The 18,931-nt window shown below is 32.7% G+C and carries 14 protein-coding genes; 8 read left to right on the forward strand and 6 right to left on the reverse strand.

All coding sequences use genetic code 11. The features are described 5' to 3' along the window. Positions 1–12: 12 nt before the first annotated feature. Positions 13–828: a hypothetical protein gene (locus WAF17_RS03255; protein ID WP_338766167.1), complete on the reverse strand. Its 816-nt coding sequence runs from the start codon at positions 826–828 to the stop codon at positions 13–15. An 82-nt stretch (positions 829–910) separates the two neighbouring features. Between WAF17_RS03255 and rsmH the strand changes: the two genes are divergently transcribed. The 6 genes from rsmH to WAF17_RS03285 all read left to right on the forward strand — a co-directional run bounded on the left by rsmH (position 911) and on the right by WAF17_RS03285 (position 6,570). Continuing rightward, positions 911–1,867 (forward strand): 16S rRNA (cytosine(1402)-N(4))-methyltransferase RsmH, encoded by a 957-nt coding sequence (rsmH, locus tag WAF17_RS03260; RefSeq protein WP_338766170.1) that lies wholly within the window; start codon positions 911–913, stop codon positions 1,865–1,867. Between the two features lie 57 nt (positions 1,868–1,924). Then, positions 1,925–3,424, forward strand: coding sequence for a histidine ammonia-lyase (hutH, locus tag WAF17_RS03265; RefSeq protein WP_338766175.1), 1,500 nt, complete (start codon positions 1,925–1,927; stop codon positions 3,422–3,424). A gap of 9 nt (positions 3,425–3,433) precedes the next feature. Further along, positions 3,434–4,144, forward strand: coding sequence for a hypothetical protein (locus tag WAF17_RS03270; protein ID WP_338766178.1), 711 nt, complete (start codon positions 3,434–3,436; stop codon positions 4,142–4,144). A 126-nt stretch (positions 4,145–4,270) separates the two neighbouring features. Next, positions 4,271–5,719 carry an amidase gene (locus tag WAF17_RS03275; protein ID WP_338766181.1) on the forward strand — a complete coding sequence of 483 codons (1,449 nt, stop codon included), beginning with the start codon at positions 4,271–4,273 and terminating at the stop codon, positions 5,717–5,719. 45 nt (positions 5,720–5,764) lie between these two features. Then, positions 5,765–6,067, forward strand: a complete 303-nt coding sequence (locus tag WAF17_RS03280; protein WP_338766184.1) for a hypothetical protein — start codon at positions 5,765–5,767, stop codon at positions 6,065–6,067. A 32-nt stretch (positions 6,068–6,099) separates the two neighbouring features. Next, entirely contained in the window at positions 6,100–6,570 is a 471-nt protein-coding gene (locus WAF17_RS03285) for a GNAT family N-acetyltransferase (RefSeq protein WP_338766187.1), read from the forward strand. On the opposite strand, the gene WAF17_RS03290 is transcribed toward WAF17_RS03285, so the two are convergent. The 4 genes from WAF17_RS03290 to thiL form a co-directional block, all read right to left on the reverse strand. Further along, a complete protein-coding gene (locus WAF17_RS03290; protein ID WP_338766190.1) occupies positions 6,571–7,248 on the reverse strand; it encodes a tetratricopeptide repeat protein in 678 nt (225 codons plus the stop codon). A 314-nt stretch (positions 7,249–7,562) separates the two neighbouring features. Further along, complete coding sequence (gene ychF, locus WAF17_RS03295; protein WP_338766193.1) at positions 7,563–8,660, reverse strand: redox-regulated ATPase YchF; 1,098 nt, start codon at positions 8,658–8,660, stop codon at positions 7,563–7,565. 183 nt (positions 8,661–8,843) lie between these two features. Further along, a complete protein-coding gene (gene panB, locus WAF17_RS03300; RefSeq protein ID WP_338766196.1) occupies positions 8,844–9,665 on the reverse strand; it encodes a 3-methyl-2-oxobutanoate hydroxymethyltransferase in 822 nt (273 codons plus the stop codon). A gap of 159 nt (positions 9,666–9,824) precedes the next feature. Further along, complete coding sequence (gene thiL, locus WAF17_RS03305; RefSeq protein WP_338766198.1) at positions 9,825–10,862, reverse strand: thiamine-phosphate kinase; 1,038 nt, start codon at positions 10,860–10,862, stop codon at positions 9,825–9,827. Between the two features lie 421 nt (positions 10,863–11,283). On the opposite strand from thiL, the gene WAF17_RS03310 reads away from it, so the two are divergent. After that, the gene (locus tag WAF17_RS03310; RefSeq protein WP_338766201.1) at positions 11,284–11,901 is read left to right on the forward strand and encodes a 50S ribosomal protein L25; all 618 of its coding nucleotides are present in this window, start codon (positions 11,284–11,286) and stop codon (positions 11,899–11,901) included. Between the two features lie 112 nt (positions 11,902–12,013). On the opposite strand, the gene rocF is transcribed toward WAF17_RS03310, so the two are convergent. Further along, the gene (gene rocF, locus WAF17_RS03315; protein WP_338766204.1) at positions 12,014–13,069 is read right to left on the reverse strand and encodes an arginase; all 1,056 of its coding nucleotides are present in this window, start codon (positions 13,067–13,069) and stop codon (positions 12,014–12,016) included. A gap of 464 nt (positions 13,070–13,533) precedes the next feature. Here rocF and WAF17_RS03320 point away from each other — a divergent pair, with 464 nt between their 5' ends. After that, complete coding sequence (locus tag WAF17_RS03320) at positions 13,534–18,351, forward strand: BspA family leucine-rich repeat surface protein (RefSeq protein WP_338766207.1); 4,818 nt, start codon at positions 13,534–13,536, stop codon at positions 18,349–18,351. Positions 18,352–18,931 lie beyond the last annotated feature (580 nt).

The raw sequence follows: 18,931 nt of genomic DNA on the forward strand, positions 1-18,931 counted from the left end.
CCAATAGCGTTTTTAATTTCCCCAACGATTTTTCTGACGACAATCTACCAAACGCAAGTTCTGAATCAATGTGTTATAATTTTTGATAGTTTCCTCCCAATTTCCACATGAATTATCTTTATCAATAATCTGAAATTTGGATAGGTTTTTTCCTTTTGCTTCTTCTTTTAAATTAAAAGCTGCAATAGAATTATATTTCTCTGTAAAATTAGGATTATTTACAAAATCAAAATCTTTCATATAACCTGCACTCATTCCGTCTGCTTGAAACATCGAAGCATTAAAAGCAGCCATTAGCTCTTCATGTTTTGCCCATTTGGGAGCTGTTTTAGTTCCTTTTTTCTCAAATGAATTTTCAGAAATTTTTTCTAAAGATGAAATTAAATCCAAATCAAAATAATCTAAGTTTATTCTCAAAACAGAAATTTTACTATCTGAAATATTTGATTTTATGGGTGCGTCAAATTCAGCATACTCTAGTCCTTTTTCAAAGGTTTTCCATTTTATTTTAGTTTCTACTGTTCTAGGAGTAAAGGTCAGAATGATTTCTTTTGGCTCTTTATAATTAGAATCTCCATAAATCCAACCTGCTTTTTCTCCATCATAATAAGGGTCATTTGGGTCTTCTTTTTTAGAATCAATTTGGGTAGTATTTATAATTGACTTTATACTATCTTTTTCAGTAATTAATTCTACCACTTCCATTTCTTGATTTATTTCTTTAGCTTCTTTATGAGAAGAAGTACAAGAAAAACAAATGATATTGAAAATAAATACTAATCCAAATAATGGTATCTTTGTGGTAAAACTTAAAATGCCTTTTTTCATACAAATTATGAGGTTTTTATTCTCAAAACGGAAAGAGCATTTTTATATTGTATGAAATTTTTGTAAAAATTATAGTAAATAAATGGAATCTACTTATCACAATCCTGTCATGCTTTCTGAATGTATAGAAGCATTGGATATAAAAAAAGATGGAATTTATGTCGACCTTACTTTTGGAGGAGGAGGACACAGTCGAGCAATTTTAGAAAAATTAATTGCTTTAGATAAAGACAAAAACGCAACTGGAAAACTCTATGCCTTTGACCAAGATGCTGATGCACAAGCAGAAGCCGAAAAATTAGCCAAAGAAGTAAATACACTTGAAAACCCTTCTCGTTTTGTCTTCTTGAAAGCAAATTTTAGATATTTAGAAAAATATTTGAGAATGTATAAGGTAGAAAAAGTAGATGGGATTTTGGCAGATTTAGGCATTTCTTCACATCAAATAGACGAACCCACACGAGGTTTTTCTACTCGTTTTGATGCTGATTTGGATATGCGAATGGATACTTCTACTAAAGAAACAGCCAGAGATATTTTGAATGAATATGGAGAATCCGAATTACACAAACTTTTTGGAATTTATGGAGAGATAAAAAATGCCAAAACCCTCGCCAAAACGATTGTAGCCTCAAGAATAAATAAGCCAATTGAAACGACAACAGAGTTGAAAGAAATTTTGGAAAGAATTGCACCTAAAAGGCAAGAGTTTAAATATTATGCACAAGCTTTTCAAGCTCTACGTATTGAAGTGAATCAAGAAATGGAAGCCTTAGAAGATATGCTTTTGCAGTGTGCCGAAGTTTTGAAAACCGATGGGCGTTTGGTAGCCATGTCGTATCATTCTTTGGAAGACCGTCCACTCAAAAAAATTATTCAAATGGGAAAATTTCATGGCGAGATAGAAAAAGATTTTTATGGAAATGTAATCAAACCTTTTGAAGCAATAAATAGAAAACCAATTACAGCAACAAAAGAGGAAATAGAACAAAACCCAAGAGCAAGAAGCGCAAAACTTAGAATTGCTAAACGCATTTAACAAACTTCTTGACAAAAAACATAATTATCAGAAAAACACACAAACAATTTTAAACTTATGCTTTATAAAATATCAAATCAAACGATTTCTATTCAAGAGATTTATAAAATTGCTATATCTCATACTAAAATAGAGCTTTCAGAAGAAAGTAAGGCACAAATAAAAAAAGCACAAGCCTATTTAGAAAATCTTGTTACAGAGAGCGAAGAAGCTGTTTATGGTGTAAATACAGGCTTTGGTTTTTTGTGTAATTACAAAATTCCTAGAGAACAGATTAGCGAATTACAAGAAAATTTGGTTATGTCTCATGCCTGTGGAATGGGTGATGAGGTGCCTACTCTTATCGTTCGTATGATGTTACTGCTCAAAATTCAATCTCTTTCGTATGGACACTCTGGCGTTCAGTTACAGACTGTTGAGCGTTTTGTAGATTTTTATAATGAAGATATTTTACCTGTTGTTTATGAGTTGGGTTCGTTGGGTGCTTCTGGCGATTTAGCTCCTTTAGCGCATCTTGCTTTACCTATTATTGGATTGGGAGAAGTTCAGATAAAAGACAAAAAAGGAGTTTATAAAAAGCATAAAACAGAAGATATTCTAAAGAAAAAAAATTGGAATCCAATCAAACTAAAAGCAAAAGAAGGCTTGGCAATGCTCAATGGAACGCAGTTTATGAGTGCTTACGGTGTTGCTTGTATGGTAGAAGCTGAAAAATTGAATAATTTGAGTGATATAATTGGTTCACTTTCAGCAGATGCTTTTTTGTGTCGTTCAGAGCCTTTTGATGAGCTTACTCACAAAATCCGTCCACATAAAGGGCAAATAACAACAGCAAAAACGATTAGAGAGCTTTTGGAAGGAAGTGAAATAATGCTCCAACCCAAGGCACACGTTCAAGACCCTTATTCTTTCCGTTGTATGCCACAAGTGCAAGGCGCAAGTAAAGATGCTTTTGATTATATAAATTCGGTTTTTGAGTGTGAAATTAATTCGGTTACAGATAATCCAAATGTTTTTCCTGAAGAAGACAAAATTCTTTCTGGTGGAAATTTTCACGGACAACCATTAGCTATTTCTTTAGATTTTGCAGCAATTGCACTAGCAGAATTGGGAAGTATTTCGGAGCGAAGAACCTATTTATTAATGGCAGGAGAGCGAAACTTGCCTCCTTTTTTGGTGCGTGATTCGGGTTTGCATTCTGGAATGATGATAGCACAATATACGGCAGCTTCGATTGTAAGTCAGAACAAACAGCTTTGTACACCTGCAAGTGTGGATAGTATTATTTCCTCAAAAGGACAAGAAGACCACGTCAGTATGGGGGCAAATGCAGCAACAAAACTCTATAAAATCCTTCAAAATGTAAAAAGAGTTTTGGGAATAGAATTAATGGCAGCAGCACAAGCAATAGAATTTAGAAGACCTCTGAAAACATCAGATAAGTTAGAAGAATTTTTATCAGATTATAGAAATTACGTAGAACCATTACAAAAAGATAGAGTTTTGCACGACGATATGATAAAAAGTGTTACATTTTTGGAAGAATACGAAATTTAAAATCAAAAAATGATTCATTCTCACAGACTTACAAGCAGAAACAAAAAACACAAAAGTTTTTTAGAAGAAGAGCGAAACGACCCCATTACTGGAGATAAAATTATCGAAGGAAATGAAATCGTAATTTGTGAGGCGTGTAAGTCTGCTTTTTTGCTGGATTCTTGGAATTATATGGCTCATAGTCATTGTAATCAACCTTTTACTTTAAAAGAGATTCCTATAAAACAGCGTATTGTTAGGGAAATTGAAGTAAAGAAAGAAGAAGAATATAAATTTAAAATTGCTGCAAATTCTAATATAATACTCGTAATAATAGTATCTGTTTTAATCCAATTTCTATCTATAAAACCAATAGTATTTCTTCTCATTAATAAGATGATAACGATGTTTTGGATTTTTCTGTCTTTTATAACACTTACTCCCATAATTTATCATTATTTTCAATCTAATAAAAGATTAAAAATTAGTAGTTTTGAATTAGTTATATCATCATTTTTGAACAAAAAGTTCTTTTTTTTATCAAAAATAGAAGAGCTAGAATTTTTTTATTCTTCAAATGATAAAAAAAATGTTTCAACAATAATGTTTCTGATGAATGGGAAAATAAAGAGATTTAGAATAAAAAAGGAAAGAAATACTATTTCAGAAATAAAACAACTTCAAGAATACTTTGAAGAGAATAATCTGAGCAACAAAATTTCTGTTTTTTTGGAAGAATAATAAATTATTAATACAGTTTTTTAAGAATACTCATATTTACATAAAACCATTTTTCATAGTTGATTCCAAAACAAAATTCTTCAACTTCTCTTTATATCTAAGGCTTACAAACAAATATAACTACTTATGAAAGACTACAACTTCACTCGTCCGATAGATACAGATGAATTTTCTGATGCAACGTCCCTTTTAAAAAACTTCAAAGAAGGAAAAACAACTTCTCTTGATGTAGTAGAAAAATCATTGAGAAGTATTGCTGATAACCACGAAAGACTAAATGCAATGACACAGCTTTTTGCAAAAGAAGCCTTAGAAGAAGCAAAAAAAAGTACAGAGAAGAAACAGACTAAAAAAATAGGAAAATTAGAAGGCATTCCTATTTCACTTAAAGAATCAATAGGGGTAGAAGGAGAAGAAGTAACAGGAGGTTCGATACGAATGCCAGTTCAAATAGCAAAAGCAGATGCTTTAGTTGTTCAACGATTAAAAAAAGAAGGCGCAATTATTATTGCTCGTACCAATACGCCAGAGTTTAGTTTTGGACACGAAACAAGAAGTCCACGTTTTGGAGTAACTAACCATCCCTACTTAGAAGACTATATCCCTGGTGGTTCGTCGGGTGGAGAAAGTGCTTTGATTGCTTCTGGTGGTTCGGTTATCGGAATCGGAACAGATGTAGGTGGTTCTATTCGTTATCCTGCTCATTGTTGTGGTTTGGTGGGTTTTAAGCCTTCTGGAACAGCAGTAAGTAAGAAAGGAGTTTTTCCTTTTGTAGAAAGAGAAGATTGGTATTTGAATGACTGGTTGGCAGTAGGTCCTATAACGCACACAGTCAGAGATGCAAAGCTAGTCTATGAAGTAATTGCTGACAAAGCCTTAGATGATAATTTAGTTAGTAACAACTTGGACAATGCAGAACTTCTTATAAGTACAGATTTTGATTCTGAAATAAGAAATGAAACGATAAAAGAGGTTTTGATTCACGCCAAACAAAGCCTTTTGAATGAAGGAATGACACCTAGAAACTTAGAAATAAACAACATTGGCAAAATCCATTGGAATTTTGGGAAGATGATGATTAAGGCAATGAAATTAGGTTTGAAAAATTGGTTAAGAAACGATAAAGATGTCGGTATTTCGGTTTTTGTAGAGTCTTTGAGAAGGGTAATAGGAGAAAAGACAGTTTCAAAAGAAATTTATTCTGTACTTTTGGCTTCTAAGTTTTTAGAGCCATCGGATAAAGACCTAGAAAAACTAATTCAATTTTATAAACAAGAAAAAGAAGAATTGCATAAAAAAATAGGACGAAAAGGAGTTTTATTACTTCCAACTTCTGGAGATATTGCCTTAAAACATAATCAGACTATCCAAATAGATATGTCGCCTCTCGTTCCTAATATTTTTTCTCCTATGATTTTTACTAATGTTATGAATTTGCCTTCTATTACAATTCCTGCTTGGAAGCATAGAGATAGAAAGACGGGTTTGCCTACTTCTGTGATGCTGTGTTGTCTTCCAAATAGTGAAAGTCTGCTTTTTGAAGCTGCATCAAAATTAGAAAAAGTCTTGAATTAGATTTTAATTTTTGTTATACTTAATATAATTAATACAGCCTATTTAATGGTACAATTTTTCAGATACATAGCAAACTCTAAAATTTTGGTTGTCTTGCTTCCTACAATTATTTTTGTGGGCTTGTTTGTCTTTTTGAAATTTTTCTTTGTTCTTTTTTCTGACCGTCATCAGCTAAAAGTTTCTACACCTTCTGAAAAGTTTGTTTCTACAATTCGTGGTATCGGAAAGAAAGATTCTTCTAAAATTAAAAAAGATTCAATAATAAGTGACAACTATTATGACCAAAAAGAAACATATAATATCAAAGCTACAAAGAAAGATACAACGCTTAGAAAACCAAATAAATAATCTAATTTTATAAAGTAAAATTTAGTAAATTATTGAAAAAGCAAAACGAAGAAACTCAAATCAGAGCTTATCAAAAATCTGACAAACAAGAGCTTATAGAATTAATCAAGCTGAATATCCCTACTTATTTTGAAGAATCTGAAGAAAAAGATTTTATAGAATATCTTGAGAAATACAAAGAGGATTATTTTGTAGTAGAGAGCAAAACTACCAAGAAAATTATTGGTTGTGGTGGAGTTAATTATTTTCTTGATGAACCTACTGCTTTAGCTCGTATGTCGTGGGATATTATTCACCCCAACTTTCAAGGGCAAGGAATTGGCAAGTGTCTTCTTTTACATCGAATCAATCATATCAAAAAACAAAATATCAAACTGATTGTGGTCAGGACAAGTCAATTAGCCTATAAATTTTATCAAAAGGCAGGTTTTGAATTAGAAAAAGTAGAAAAAGATTTTTGGGCAAAAGGTTTTGATTTATATCAAATGAAAATGAGTCTATAATTATCTACACACTTTATTTATCAATGGCTCGGCTTCTGGACACCCTCCACTTATCGCTGCCCTAAGATGCAAACAAATATCTCTATTTGCTCTATTTTGATTCATTTCTAAAGCAATTTGAGCCAAACGATAATGTCCCTTTCCAAACTTTTCATCTAAGCGAACACATTTTTCCAAATCTATGATAGCAGCTTTAAGCTCGTGAAGTAAATAATGTGCCTCTGCACGATTGAAATATGCCATCTTTTCAGAAGAGTTAAGCATAACAGCCTTATCCAAATCTTCTATTGATTTATCTCCTTTATTCAGAACTAAAAAAAGTTCTCCTCTTTCCAAATACATATTTGCAACATGTTCATTCAATGAGATAGCTTTGTTATAATCTTCTATGGCAGCTTCATATTTTTTGAGTATTTTTTCAGTCTTTGCACGATTATAAAAATATCGATAATCTTTTTTATGCAACTTTATAGCCTTATCCAAATCTTTCTTTGCTTTCTCAAATCTATCAAGCTCCAAATAAGCAGCACCACGCAAATTGTAGGCTTCATGACTACTAGAGTTTTTCTTGATAGCTGTATTTAGAATAGGAATTGCTTCTTCAAATTTACCCTCTAACATCAACTGACGTGCATTTTCTGTATATTTTTTAACGGATGGTTTGCAAGAAGATGCCATAAACAAAAACCCACTCAAAATAAGAAGGAAATGAATTCCTCTAGTAAAAGAATAGATTATTTTACTGTCTGTTGTTGATATATTTTTTGATTGACTACTTGAACAATACTTTGACCGATATTTTGACCGATATTTTGATTTCATTAGGGTAAATAAATAATTAAAGTAATTTTAAGATAGGATTATATTTATTTTTACTCTAAAGAGTGCAAAAAAGTTGCCTTTTTGAATTTTAAAAAGAAATTAAACAAAAAATTCTGCTCTCTAAACAAGAAAGCAGAATTTTGAAAGATAGATTTTATAAACCTAATTTATTAAACATTAAACCTAAAGTGCATTACATCACCATCTTCCACAACATATTCTTTTCCTTCAACAGCTAATTTTCCTGCTTCTTTGAGTGCTACTTCTGTTCTATATTTTACATAATTATCTAACTTGATAACTTCTGCACGAATAAAGCCACGCTCAAAATCAGTATGAATAACACTTGCAGCCTTTGGAGCTTTCCAGCCTCTTTCGATAGTCCAAGCTCTTACTTCTTTTACACCAGCTGTGAAATAAGTAATCAAATTTAGGATAGAATATGCGCTACGAATAAGTTTATTAAGTCCAGACTCTTTAAGTTCATATTCTTCTAAAAACATGTCTTTTTCTTCTTGGTCTTCAAGTTCTGCAATCTGTGATTCTATGGAAGCACACACCATAACTACCTCTGCATTTTCGTCTTTTACAGATTCTTTAAGCTGTTCTACAAGAGCATTTCCTGTATGAATAGATTTTTCATCTACATTAGCTACATAAATTACAGGTTTTTGAGTAAGTAAGAAGGCTTCATCTACAATTACTCTTTCGCTATCTTCCAAAACTAGAGAACGAAGATTTTTTCCTTGTTCTAAATGCAATCTTACTTTTTCGAAGGCTTCAAACTCTTTCTTTGCTGTTTTATCTCCCGTACGAGCAGCCTTTCCGATACGAACAAGACGTTTTTCTACCGTTTCTAAATCTTTCAGTTGTAGCTCAATATCAATTGTTTCTTTGTCAGAAACTGGATTTACTTTTCCATCTACATGAATAACATTATCATCTTCAAAACAACGAACTACGTGAGCAATGGCATCTACTTCTCTAATATTAGCCAAAAACTGATTACCTAATCCTTCGCCCTTACTTGCTCCACGTACAAGACCTGCAATATCAACAAACTCAATGATTGCTGGAACTGTTCTTTCTGGGTTTACTAAATCTTCTAAAGATGCAATACGCTCATCAGGAACAGTTACGATACCTACATTTGGCTCAATCGTACAAAATGGATAATTAGCAGATTCTGCCTTTGCGCTAGATAAAGCATTAAAAAGAGTAGATTTACCAACATTTGGCAAACCGACGATTCCACAACGTAATCCCATAATCTATTTTTCTTGTTTATATAAATAAATATCTATTTTTTTAGAATTTGAAAGCGCAAAGGTACAAAAGTTTGGAGTGTTACGAAAGTTTTTAGAATCTGTTTGGCACTTCGAAACCCTAAGGCTCTTGAAGACCCTTAGGGTTTAACCACCAACTCTTTTCAAAATCTAGAGCAGTATAACCTAATAGCTTTCATCTTTAGAAGGAAAACTCTCATTCTTAACATCTTTAATATATTCCTCAACTGCCTTTTGCATAACTTCATTCAAATCAGCATAACGACGTAAAAAACGAGGGTTAAATTCTTTTGTAATTCCTAATAAATCATGAGAAACCAAGACTTGTCCGTCCACACTACCACCAGCACCAATTCCGATAATTGGAATATCAACTGATTTGGCTACTTTTTCAGCAAGTTTAGAAGGTATTTTTTCTAAAACAATAGCAAAACAACCACATTCTTGTAAGATTTTGGCATCTTCAATTAGCTTTGCAGCTTCTGTTTCTTCTTTTGCACGAACGGTATAAGTTCCAAATTTATAAATCGATTGAGGTGTAAGCCCTAAATGTCCCATCACAGGAACACCTGCCGAAAGAACACGCATAATAGATTCCTTGATTTCTTCGCCACCTTCCATTTTGACAGCATGTGCGCCCGATTCTTTCATAATTCGAATGGCAGAATCAAGAGCTTGACGAGAATTTCCTTGATATGAACCAAAAGGAATATCTACCACTACAAGCGCACGACTAACACCACGAACCACACTAGAAGCATGATAAATCATTTGGTCAAGTGTGATTGGGAGAGTTGTTTCGTGTCCTGCCATAACATTTGAAGCAGAATCACCTACTAAAAGAACATCAATATTAGCAGCATCAAGAATTTGAGCCATCGAAAAATCGTATGCCGTAAGCATAGAGATTTTTTCATTTTTATTTTTCATTTCCTGCAACGAGTGCGTAGTGATACGTTTGGCAGAGGAAGAGTTAGCAACAGACATGTGAATAAAGTTAGAAGTATGAAGTTAGATTTTAGAAGTAATACAAATACAATTAAGAATTTTGTAGGAGAAAAGACACGTCTTTTCCTAAACTACTGTCAATTATAAAAATGCAATTAATTTACAATTTATAACTAATAATTTATCATTAAAAATTAATTATTCATTCTCATCAAAATGATTCCAGCCTTGTGCTTTTATATCCATCAATTGTTCTGAATTCATAGCTACTTTTACACCTTTTTCGGCTTCGTGAATATAACCAATCAAATGAACATCTACTATTTTTTCTATTTTTTCTAAATCTTCTTGTTTGATAGTAAATAAGAGTTCATAATCTTCGCCACCATTCAAGGCACAAGTTAGAGGACTAAGCTTTAATTCTTCGGCTGCTGTTACGGCTGTTTGCTCGTCAATAGGAATATTTTTTTCATAAATCATTGCACCTACTTTAGACTGGTGACAAATATGATGAATTTCAGAAGCCAATCCATCCGAAATATCCATCATCGAAGTAGGTAAAATGCCCTTTTCTTCTAGCTCATAAATAATGTCCATACGAGCTTTTGGCTTCAATTGTCTTTCTACTACGTGTTCTACATTATCTAATTTTGGCTGTGCTTCTGGCGCATCTATAAACACTCGTTTCTCTCTTTCCAAAATTTGCAAACCTACAAAGGCAGCTCCCAAATCGCCTGTAACGCACAAAACATCTCCTTTTTGAGCTGTGTTTCTATAAATAATTTTTTCTGGTTTGGCTTGTCCTAGTGCAGTAATAGAAATTACTAATCCTTTTGGAGAACTTGTTGTATCGCCTCCAACCAAATCAATTCCGTAATCCTGACAAGCAAACTTTACTCCTTCATAAAACTCATCTACTGCCTCCACAGAAAAACGATTGCTAAGTGCAAGGCTGACCGTAATTTGATGAGGAATCCCGTTCATGGCAGCAATATCAGATATATTTACCGAAACAGCTTTGTAACCTAAGTGCTTTAAAGGAGTATAAGATAAATCAAAATGAATACCTTCAACAAGCATATCAGTAGAAACTAAAAGTTGTTTGTCTTTTTCTATTTCTATGACAGCAGCATCATCTGCAATTCCTTTTTTAGAAGTGTTTTTTTGTAGTGGAAAGTTAGACGCTATACGTTCGATAAGTCCAAATTCGCCAAGTGTATTTATTTCTGTACGCAATTTTATAGTTTGTTTTGATGTTCTAGTCAGAGTTAGATTGCAAAAATAAGGAATAATGAGATGAAAATATAGTAGAAGTGCAAAGTAGATTGAATAATAATTTGATATGGCAGTAACTATAAGTCAAAAAATTCATTTTAATTTAGATAAGTAATTGAGTAAAATCACTTGTAAGTTATTATTGAGTGTTTATCTAGAATAAAACCCATAACTTTAGTTATGGGACAACACTAGGGATACTTTCTATCGTTTTGCGACTCTTTTCCCACGATTAAAATCGTGGGTTTTGTTATATAATTACTTATATTCTAAAATTAAGTCTTAATAAAATTGCTTATCTGATAAAAAAAGCGCAATTTTGCATCTTTATTTTTATTAGACGGTCGGCAATCGTCTTTAGGCATTTTAATTTATACAAAAAATGAAATCTTTAGAAATCATCGGTTATTACCGAAAAGAAAATCAAATGGGAGCAAAAGCTGCTCATTTATTACGTTTAGAAGGATATGTTCCTTGTGTTTTGTACGGAACAGGAGAAGATAACAAACACTTTTATGTGCCAAATATCTTATTTCGTGATTTGATTTATACATCAAAAGTACATACAGTTGTATTGAATATCGAAGGTGATATTTTTAATGCTATTGTTCAAGATTATCAAACACATCCAGTAAGTGATGTAATGATGCATGTTGATTTTCTTTCTATGAAAGAAGATAAAGCTGTAAAAATCGACGTTCCTGTAAAACTTATTGGTCGTTCTTTGGGTGAGCAAAAAGGTGGTCGTATGGTTTTGAAAATGCGTAAACTTAAAGTGAAAGCATTACCAGCTAATCTTCCTGATAATATCGAAGTAAATGTTGAAAAACTAGACTTAGGAAAATCTATCAAACTTTCTGAAATTGGAGAACGTGAATACGAAATCATGAACAATCCTTTAGTTTCTATTGCTACTGTTACTATCCCTCGTACGCTTCGTACAGGTGGTGGCGCAGAAGGTACAGAAGAAGAAGGCGCAGAAGAAGAGGCAGAAGCATAATAATTTCATTTGCTTAGTTGCAAAAGAAATTTATTCATATAAAAATCCATTAGAAATTTATTTTTCTAATGGATTTTTTTTATTCCCTTATGAATTTTGCATCATCATTTATTTACTCTTCTTCTTCCATAATTTCCTCTGCAATCGTTCTGAAATAGCCTTCTAATTTGGCTGGATTACGTGGATGTTGTGTATCTAGTTTTAGGCGAGTAGAATTTTCTCTTGATTCGGCAAGTATATCTGTTACATATTCCAAAATATCAAATGCTTCTTCTGCCATTGCATTTTCTCTATCTAAGGTAGGATTTACCTCTACCATTTCCCAAGCACAAACTTTATCATTACTTATCAAAAGAGAGTTGAGCTGTTTTGCTTGTTCTACACTAAGTCCATTCTCAACGGGCGTTCCTGTTCCTTCTGATATATTTGGGTCAAGACTATCTACATCAAATGAGATATAAATCAAATCACAGTCTTTAAGCTTATCCAAAACCTCTTCTACAATCTGCTCTACACCCTTATTTCTTACTTCTGCAGTAGGGAAATTACGAATGCCGTATTTGTTCATTAAAAACCTTTCTTCCTCTTCTACATCTCTAACAGCTACAAAAACAATATCATTTGGCAGAATATTTTGTCCATCTCCTCCTACGTGCTTGAGTTTGTTCCACCATTTTACAGTGTCATCATGAGGAGTATTCTTACGAGATTGTTTGTTGTCTTCTCCTGTGGCAATAGCTAGTGGCATTCCGTGTATATTTCCAGACGGACTAGTGTAAGGAGAATGTAAGTCTGCATGTGCATCTATCCAAATTGCACCAATTCTTTTGTTAGGATATGCTAGTTTTATTCCTGCTATCGAACCTGCTGCTGTGGAGTGGTCACCAGCCAAAATTAGAGGAAAATAACCGTCTTCAATGGCATCTCTTACGGCATCGCATGTTCTACGTTCTACTTTATAGACAGCATCGATATATTTTGCATGTTCGTAAGGTGTAGGTTCGAAAAGCGCATCATTTTCAGTTTCTACTTCTGCAATATCAAAACGAATAAAATAATCGCTTCCTTTGTCTAAACAAGCTGTTTTGAGGGCATCTACTCCCAAACTCGCTCCTCGTGTTCCTGCTCCTAATTCTGAGCGTACTTCAATAAGTTTTATAAAATCCATTGTTCGTATTAATAAAATGTGTGTGTGTTATTTTTTTTTGTATTGGTTTTATATTTTGTTGAAGCAAAAGACATCAATTTTTAATAAAACCTTTTGAAAAGTTTGATAAGATATAAAATTCAAATGCAAAACACTATTTCTTTTATATTTGAAGTCTGTTATAAGGCATAAAAAACTCCTGTTTTTTCATTTTGCAAAAGTAATTAAAATACATCAAAGAAAAATATTTTAGAAGTTGATTCTCTATGATAAAATTGTATTATTAGAATAATTTAGCCTATGCAAATTTTATTTTATTTTGAAACAGTTTCTTTTTTTATCAAAAAAAAGTACCTTTGCAGCAGCAAATCCCCTCTATTACTATTTATTATATTTCTACACAGAATTATTTATAATTATAAATTACATTCTCAATCCCAAGAACAGTAATTATTGATTTCATAATTCGTAATTGAATTTCTTTGATGACAAAATCATATTCTAATTTTAGAAACCAAATCAAAACTATACTATTTGGTTTCTCTCTGCTTTTTACATTATTCTTTTTTAGTACAACAACAGCAAATGCACAAGCCTTTCGTACTACTTGGGTAACAACTGATGGTACAATAAAAATTCCTACGAATAGGTCTAGTGGCATATACAATTATAATGTCACTTGGACAAATTTGAGTAATATAGGAGTAGGAGACGGTTCTATTACTAGAAGAAGAGGGCAATATACTATTACAGGACTTAGAAACGGAGATACTTATGAAGTAGCTATTACAGGAAGTTTCCCTCATTTTCACATGAACAATGATAGCAATAACAAAAGTAAACTACAAACTATAGAAGCATGGGGGAATATAGCTTGGAGGAGTATGGAAAATGCTTTTTTCGGTTGTTCCAACCTTATTTACAATGCTACTGATGTTCCAAATCTTTCTAGAGTAAGTAATCTAAAACGAATGTTCAAAAACTGTTCTGTATTTAATGCCGATATTGGAAACTGGAATACGAGTAATATCACAAATATGTTTGGGGTATTTGAGTATGCTAGTTCTTTTAATCAACCTATTGATAACTGGAATACTCAAAGGGTAACTGATATGAGTTATATGTTTTATAAAGCTAGTTCTTTTAATCAACCCATTGGAAATTGGAACACAGAGGATGTAAGAGATATGACATATATGTTTTTGGATGCTACTTCTTTTAATCAACCCATTGGAAATTGGAACACAGAGAATGTAGCAAGTATGAATAGTATGTTTATGGATGCTATTTCTTTTAATCAACCTATTGGGAGTTGGAATACTAGTAGTGTAAGAAATATGAGTCGTATGTTTTTTGAGGCTACTTCTTTTAACCAACCTATCGGAAATTGGAATACAGATAATGTAAGAGATATGATTGGTATGTTTCGGGGAGCAAGTTCTTTTAATCAAAACATTGGAAACTGGAATACTCAAAGTGTAACCAATATGAGTGAGATGTTTGTTAGAGCAAGTTCTTTTAATCAAAACATTGGAAACTGGAATATTAGTAATGTTACCTCAATGGGAGCGATGCTAAGTAATACTAGACTAAATACGCTTAACTATGATTCTACACTTATAGGTTGGGCTTCGCAAAATGTACAAATAGATGTAAGACTAGGAGCTACTGGGCTTAATTACTGTAATAGTGAATCAGCACGTAATATACTCATTTCATCTCACAACTGGACAATTACAGGTGATTCAACAATTGGAGCTTCAGTAAATAATATTACCTTACCACAAAATCAATTTGATTTGTGTCCAAATACACCTACTACTCTTGAAGTAGATGGAAATGGAGTAGTAACTTGGTATGATTCCCCTACAAACCCTGTTTCTATTCACACAGGAAGTAGTTTTGTTACACCACCTCTGACACAAGATTCTACTTATTTTTATGTTCAAGATTCAGTAGTTGGCTGTGGAGTGAGTAATAGATTGCCTATATTGGTTACTACTTCATCAATGGAAAACATGACGCCACCTCAAAATCAGTATGGAGTATGTTTGAATGATACTACTGTTTTAGAAGTTAGTGGAAATGGAACAGTCTATTGGTACGATTCTCCTACGAGTACAACTCCTATTCATACAGGAACTCGTTTTACTACTCCAGTTCTGACCCAAGATTCTACTTATTTCTATGCCTTTGATTCTATTGTAGGTTGTAATAATGAAAGGCTAGAACTTTTAGTAACTGCTTTATCATTGCTAAATGCAGTTAGTAAAACAAACTATACAGCTTATTTAGATGCTACTGGGCAGATTGACGTGAACGCTGTTTTGTTGGATAGTATTAGTTCAGCAGGTTGTGGTAATACAATTGCTTCTTATCTTTATGATGATACAGGATTTGCTACTCGTTCTTTTTCTTGTTTGGATTCTATTCAAAATGTGATTTTACGAGTTACAGATAATAGTGGAAATACAGATACTTCTTCTACGGTTATTCATGTGAAAGACACTATTCCTCCAATCTTTACCACACGCATTGTTCCTGTTCATTTTGGAGCGAGCAACCAAGCTGTTGTTCCTGCAAATTATTTCATTACGACATTGAGTGATAATTGTACTGATTCTACAGATATTTCTGTGGTTTTTAATCATAGTGGAAGAGATAGTGTAACTTTATATTGTGGTAATCCACTTAGAAATCTTCAACTACGAGTTACTGATAGAGCAGGCAATGTAGTCATTCAGCCTGTTGAAATCCGTCCTACTTCTTCTATTTATGATTTTAATGTCAATATTGTGGGAGGCGTTTTCCGTCCTGCTATTCCTACTACGATTACTGTTTTGGCTAATAACTATTCTTGTGCGCCAAAATCGGGTGAGCTAAAGGTAACTTTGCCTTCTACAGTAGCTTACAATTCTGCTTCTATCACACCAGATAGAATTGTGGGAAATAATCTATTTTGGGATGTAACAGATTTAAGTTATGATAGAAATTTTGTGGTAAGAATTTCTGTAACTCCAAATATTAGCTTAAATATTGGCGATGAAGTTTGTTTTTCAGGACATATTACCCCTGAAGTAAATGACCTTACTCGTTTGAATAACTTAAAACAATACTGCTTCCCAATCGTAAACTCTTACGACCCTAACGACAAACAAGTCTATCCACAAGGAGTCTGTGATGAGAAATTTACGCAGCGTTCAGATTTGCCTCTGACTTATACGATTCGTTTCCAAAACACAGGAAACGCACCTGCTTTGAATGTAAATATTGTAGACTCGTTGAGTAATTTGTTAGATAGAAGTTCTTTAAGAGTTGTTGGAAGTAGCCATCCGATGGTGGTTGATACAACAGCAAATAATAATGTTATTAATTTTAAATTTGATAATATTAATCTTCCTGATAGCACTTCTAGTCCAGAGTTAAGTCAAGGTTATGTTATTTTTGAGGTTTCTGAACAAGATACAGGTCGTTTGGACACTGCACGTATTGAAAACAAATCCTATATTTATTTTGATACGAACGCACCGATTATCACAAATACAGTCAAAAATACAGTGGTAGATATTTTACCAAACTGTAATCCATCTGATGGAACTCCAATTGCAGATTGTCAGTTGCCAACCAATCTGACAGCAGAAACACTTTCTGCAACAAGAGTAAAACTTTCTTGGACAACTCCAGCAAATACGAATGCAATCAATTATGAGATTTATAGAAATAATCAATTACTACAAACTGTCGTTGCTTCTCAATTATCATTTATTGATTCATTAGTTAGTTCAAGTACACAATATACGTATTTCATAAAAGCGATTTGTGGAAATAATACAGCTACTTCAAACACCGTTCAAGTACGTACAATTCCATCAACGCCAACTCTGTTCTCTTTAGAAGCTGCTTGTAAAGGAGAAAGCGGAGTTATTGAAGTGCGAAGTAGTGGAGCTGTATATCGTGTTTATGATTCTCAAGATGCTACAAACCCAATTTTAGAAACGGATAATGCAACGATTCAAACTCCTGCTTTGAATGACACAACTACTTTTTATATTTCTGTTATTATAAATAATTTAGAGAGTGAAAGGCTAGAAGTTGTTGTTCCAATAAAAGAAGTTTTTGAGGCAATTATTGAGCAAGGAAGTTTGCTTGAGTCATGTACTCGTGCGTTTGCCCTTTCGGCTAATGAAGTAGAAAATGCTTCTTATCTTTGGTTTAGAGATAATATCCAAGTAGGAACAGAAAGAACGCTGAGTGTTTCTATTGAAGGAAAATATACTGTAAGGATTGAAAAAGATGGTTGTCGTGCAGAATCAGAAATTACACAAACTGCTTTTGTCAATGCTCCGACAGCACAAATCGAACAAGGAAATACAGTTATTTTCTGTGGAAATGGAATACTAAATGCACAAGATACGAGCGCAAATGTAACTTATACATGGTCTCTAAATGGAACTGATATTGGAAACGGAACATCAATTTCTGTTTCAAAATCTGGAACTTATACCTTGAAAACTAGTCAGCCTTCGTGTTCGGATAGCACAAGTATTGCCGTTACAATTGCAGACTTACCTACGGCTGTTCTTTCTACTGATAAAACAGAAATTTGTCCGAGTGAAGAAACTACACTTTCTGTTACAGAAAATACAGGTTCTATTTATAGTTGGTTTAGAAATGGAACAGCTATTCTGAATGATTCATCTACTTTAGTAACTTCTGAAATCGGAACATACAAAGTAGAAATTACAACAGCAGAAAATTGCAAATCAGAATCAAATGAAGTAGAAATTACAGAAGCACAAGCTCCAACAGCAACAATTACAATAAACAGAGAAAATTCTTTAGATAAAACAATTACCGTTTCATCTTCTGATTCTATTGTTTCAGTAGTTTGGTTTAAAGATGGAAGTGAAGTTGCTGGTTTCAATAATCAGAGAACGGTTCAACCTACTGAAAGTGGAAATTACAAAGCAAAGGCAACTTACCTTTCAGGCTGTGAGTTTGAAACAGAAGAAAAGACTTTTACTTTTGATGTACAAACTGGAATTGAAGAAGAGTCTGCAAAAGTATTTTCTATCTATCCAAATCCAAATAATGGTTCGTTTAAAGTAGAATTTGCAACAACTACCAACCAAAAAACAAACCTTGTTTTGGTAGATGCACTTGGTAGAACAATTTATAGCAAAGAAATTTCTATGAATCAAAAAACTACTCCTATTACACTTCCAAAAATAAGTGCAGGGGTTTATGTTGTTCAGATTGTTTCTCAAGGAAAAGTATATACAAAACAATTGATTATTCAATAAAACTTGTGGTCTAAATAGTATGCTACACAAAAAAGCCTTTACGATTTGTAAAGGCTTTTTTGTGATTTTAAGAATAAAAACTACTCTAAATCTATTCCATCTTGCTTAATTTCAAAACATTAGTTCTTTGTTTTTCATCGATTGGCATACTGGCAGTATTGACAAACAAATCTCCTCCTGTGCCTCGCAAGAAATAAAACGGCTGTTGTTCCTTCTGATTATGTATTATCTGATAAAGAAAATATAGATTAATAAATTAAAAGTAATTTTTAGCAAAAAAAACAAAAGTTTATTTTTTATTTCAAATAAAGACGTATATTTGTCCTCATACTATTGAGAAAATTTGATATTATTCAATGTTATCTAGCTGCTATTTTTATCATTCTTGACTTTCTCAATCTGTATAACAATCTCACTAACTAAATTAATTATCATACGCTATCACTTTAAAAAAGTGTAATCATTTTTCTTTCTCTATTTGGATAGGTATTTACAAATACTGCCAAACAGAAATTGAAAAACTTTAGATTACAGTTTTAATGAGATAGATTCTATTGTTTATTTTTTTAAATTAATTTAT

This window comes from Bernardetia sp. ABR2-2B (assembly GCF_037126435.1).
Taxonomy (GTDB): Bacteria; Bacteroidota; Bacteroidia; order Cytophagales; family Bernardetiaceae; genus Bernardetia.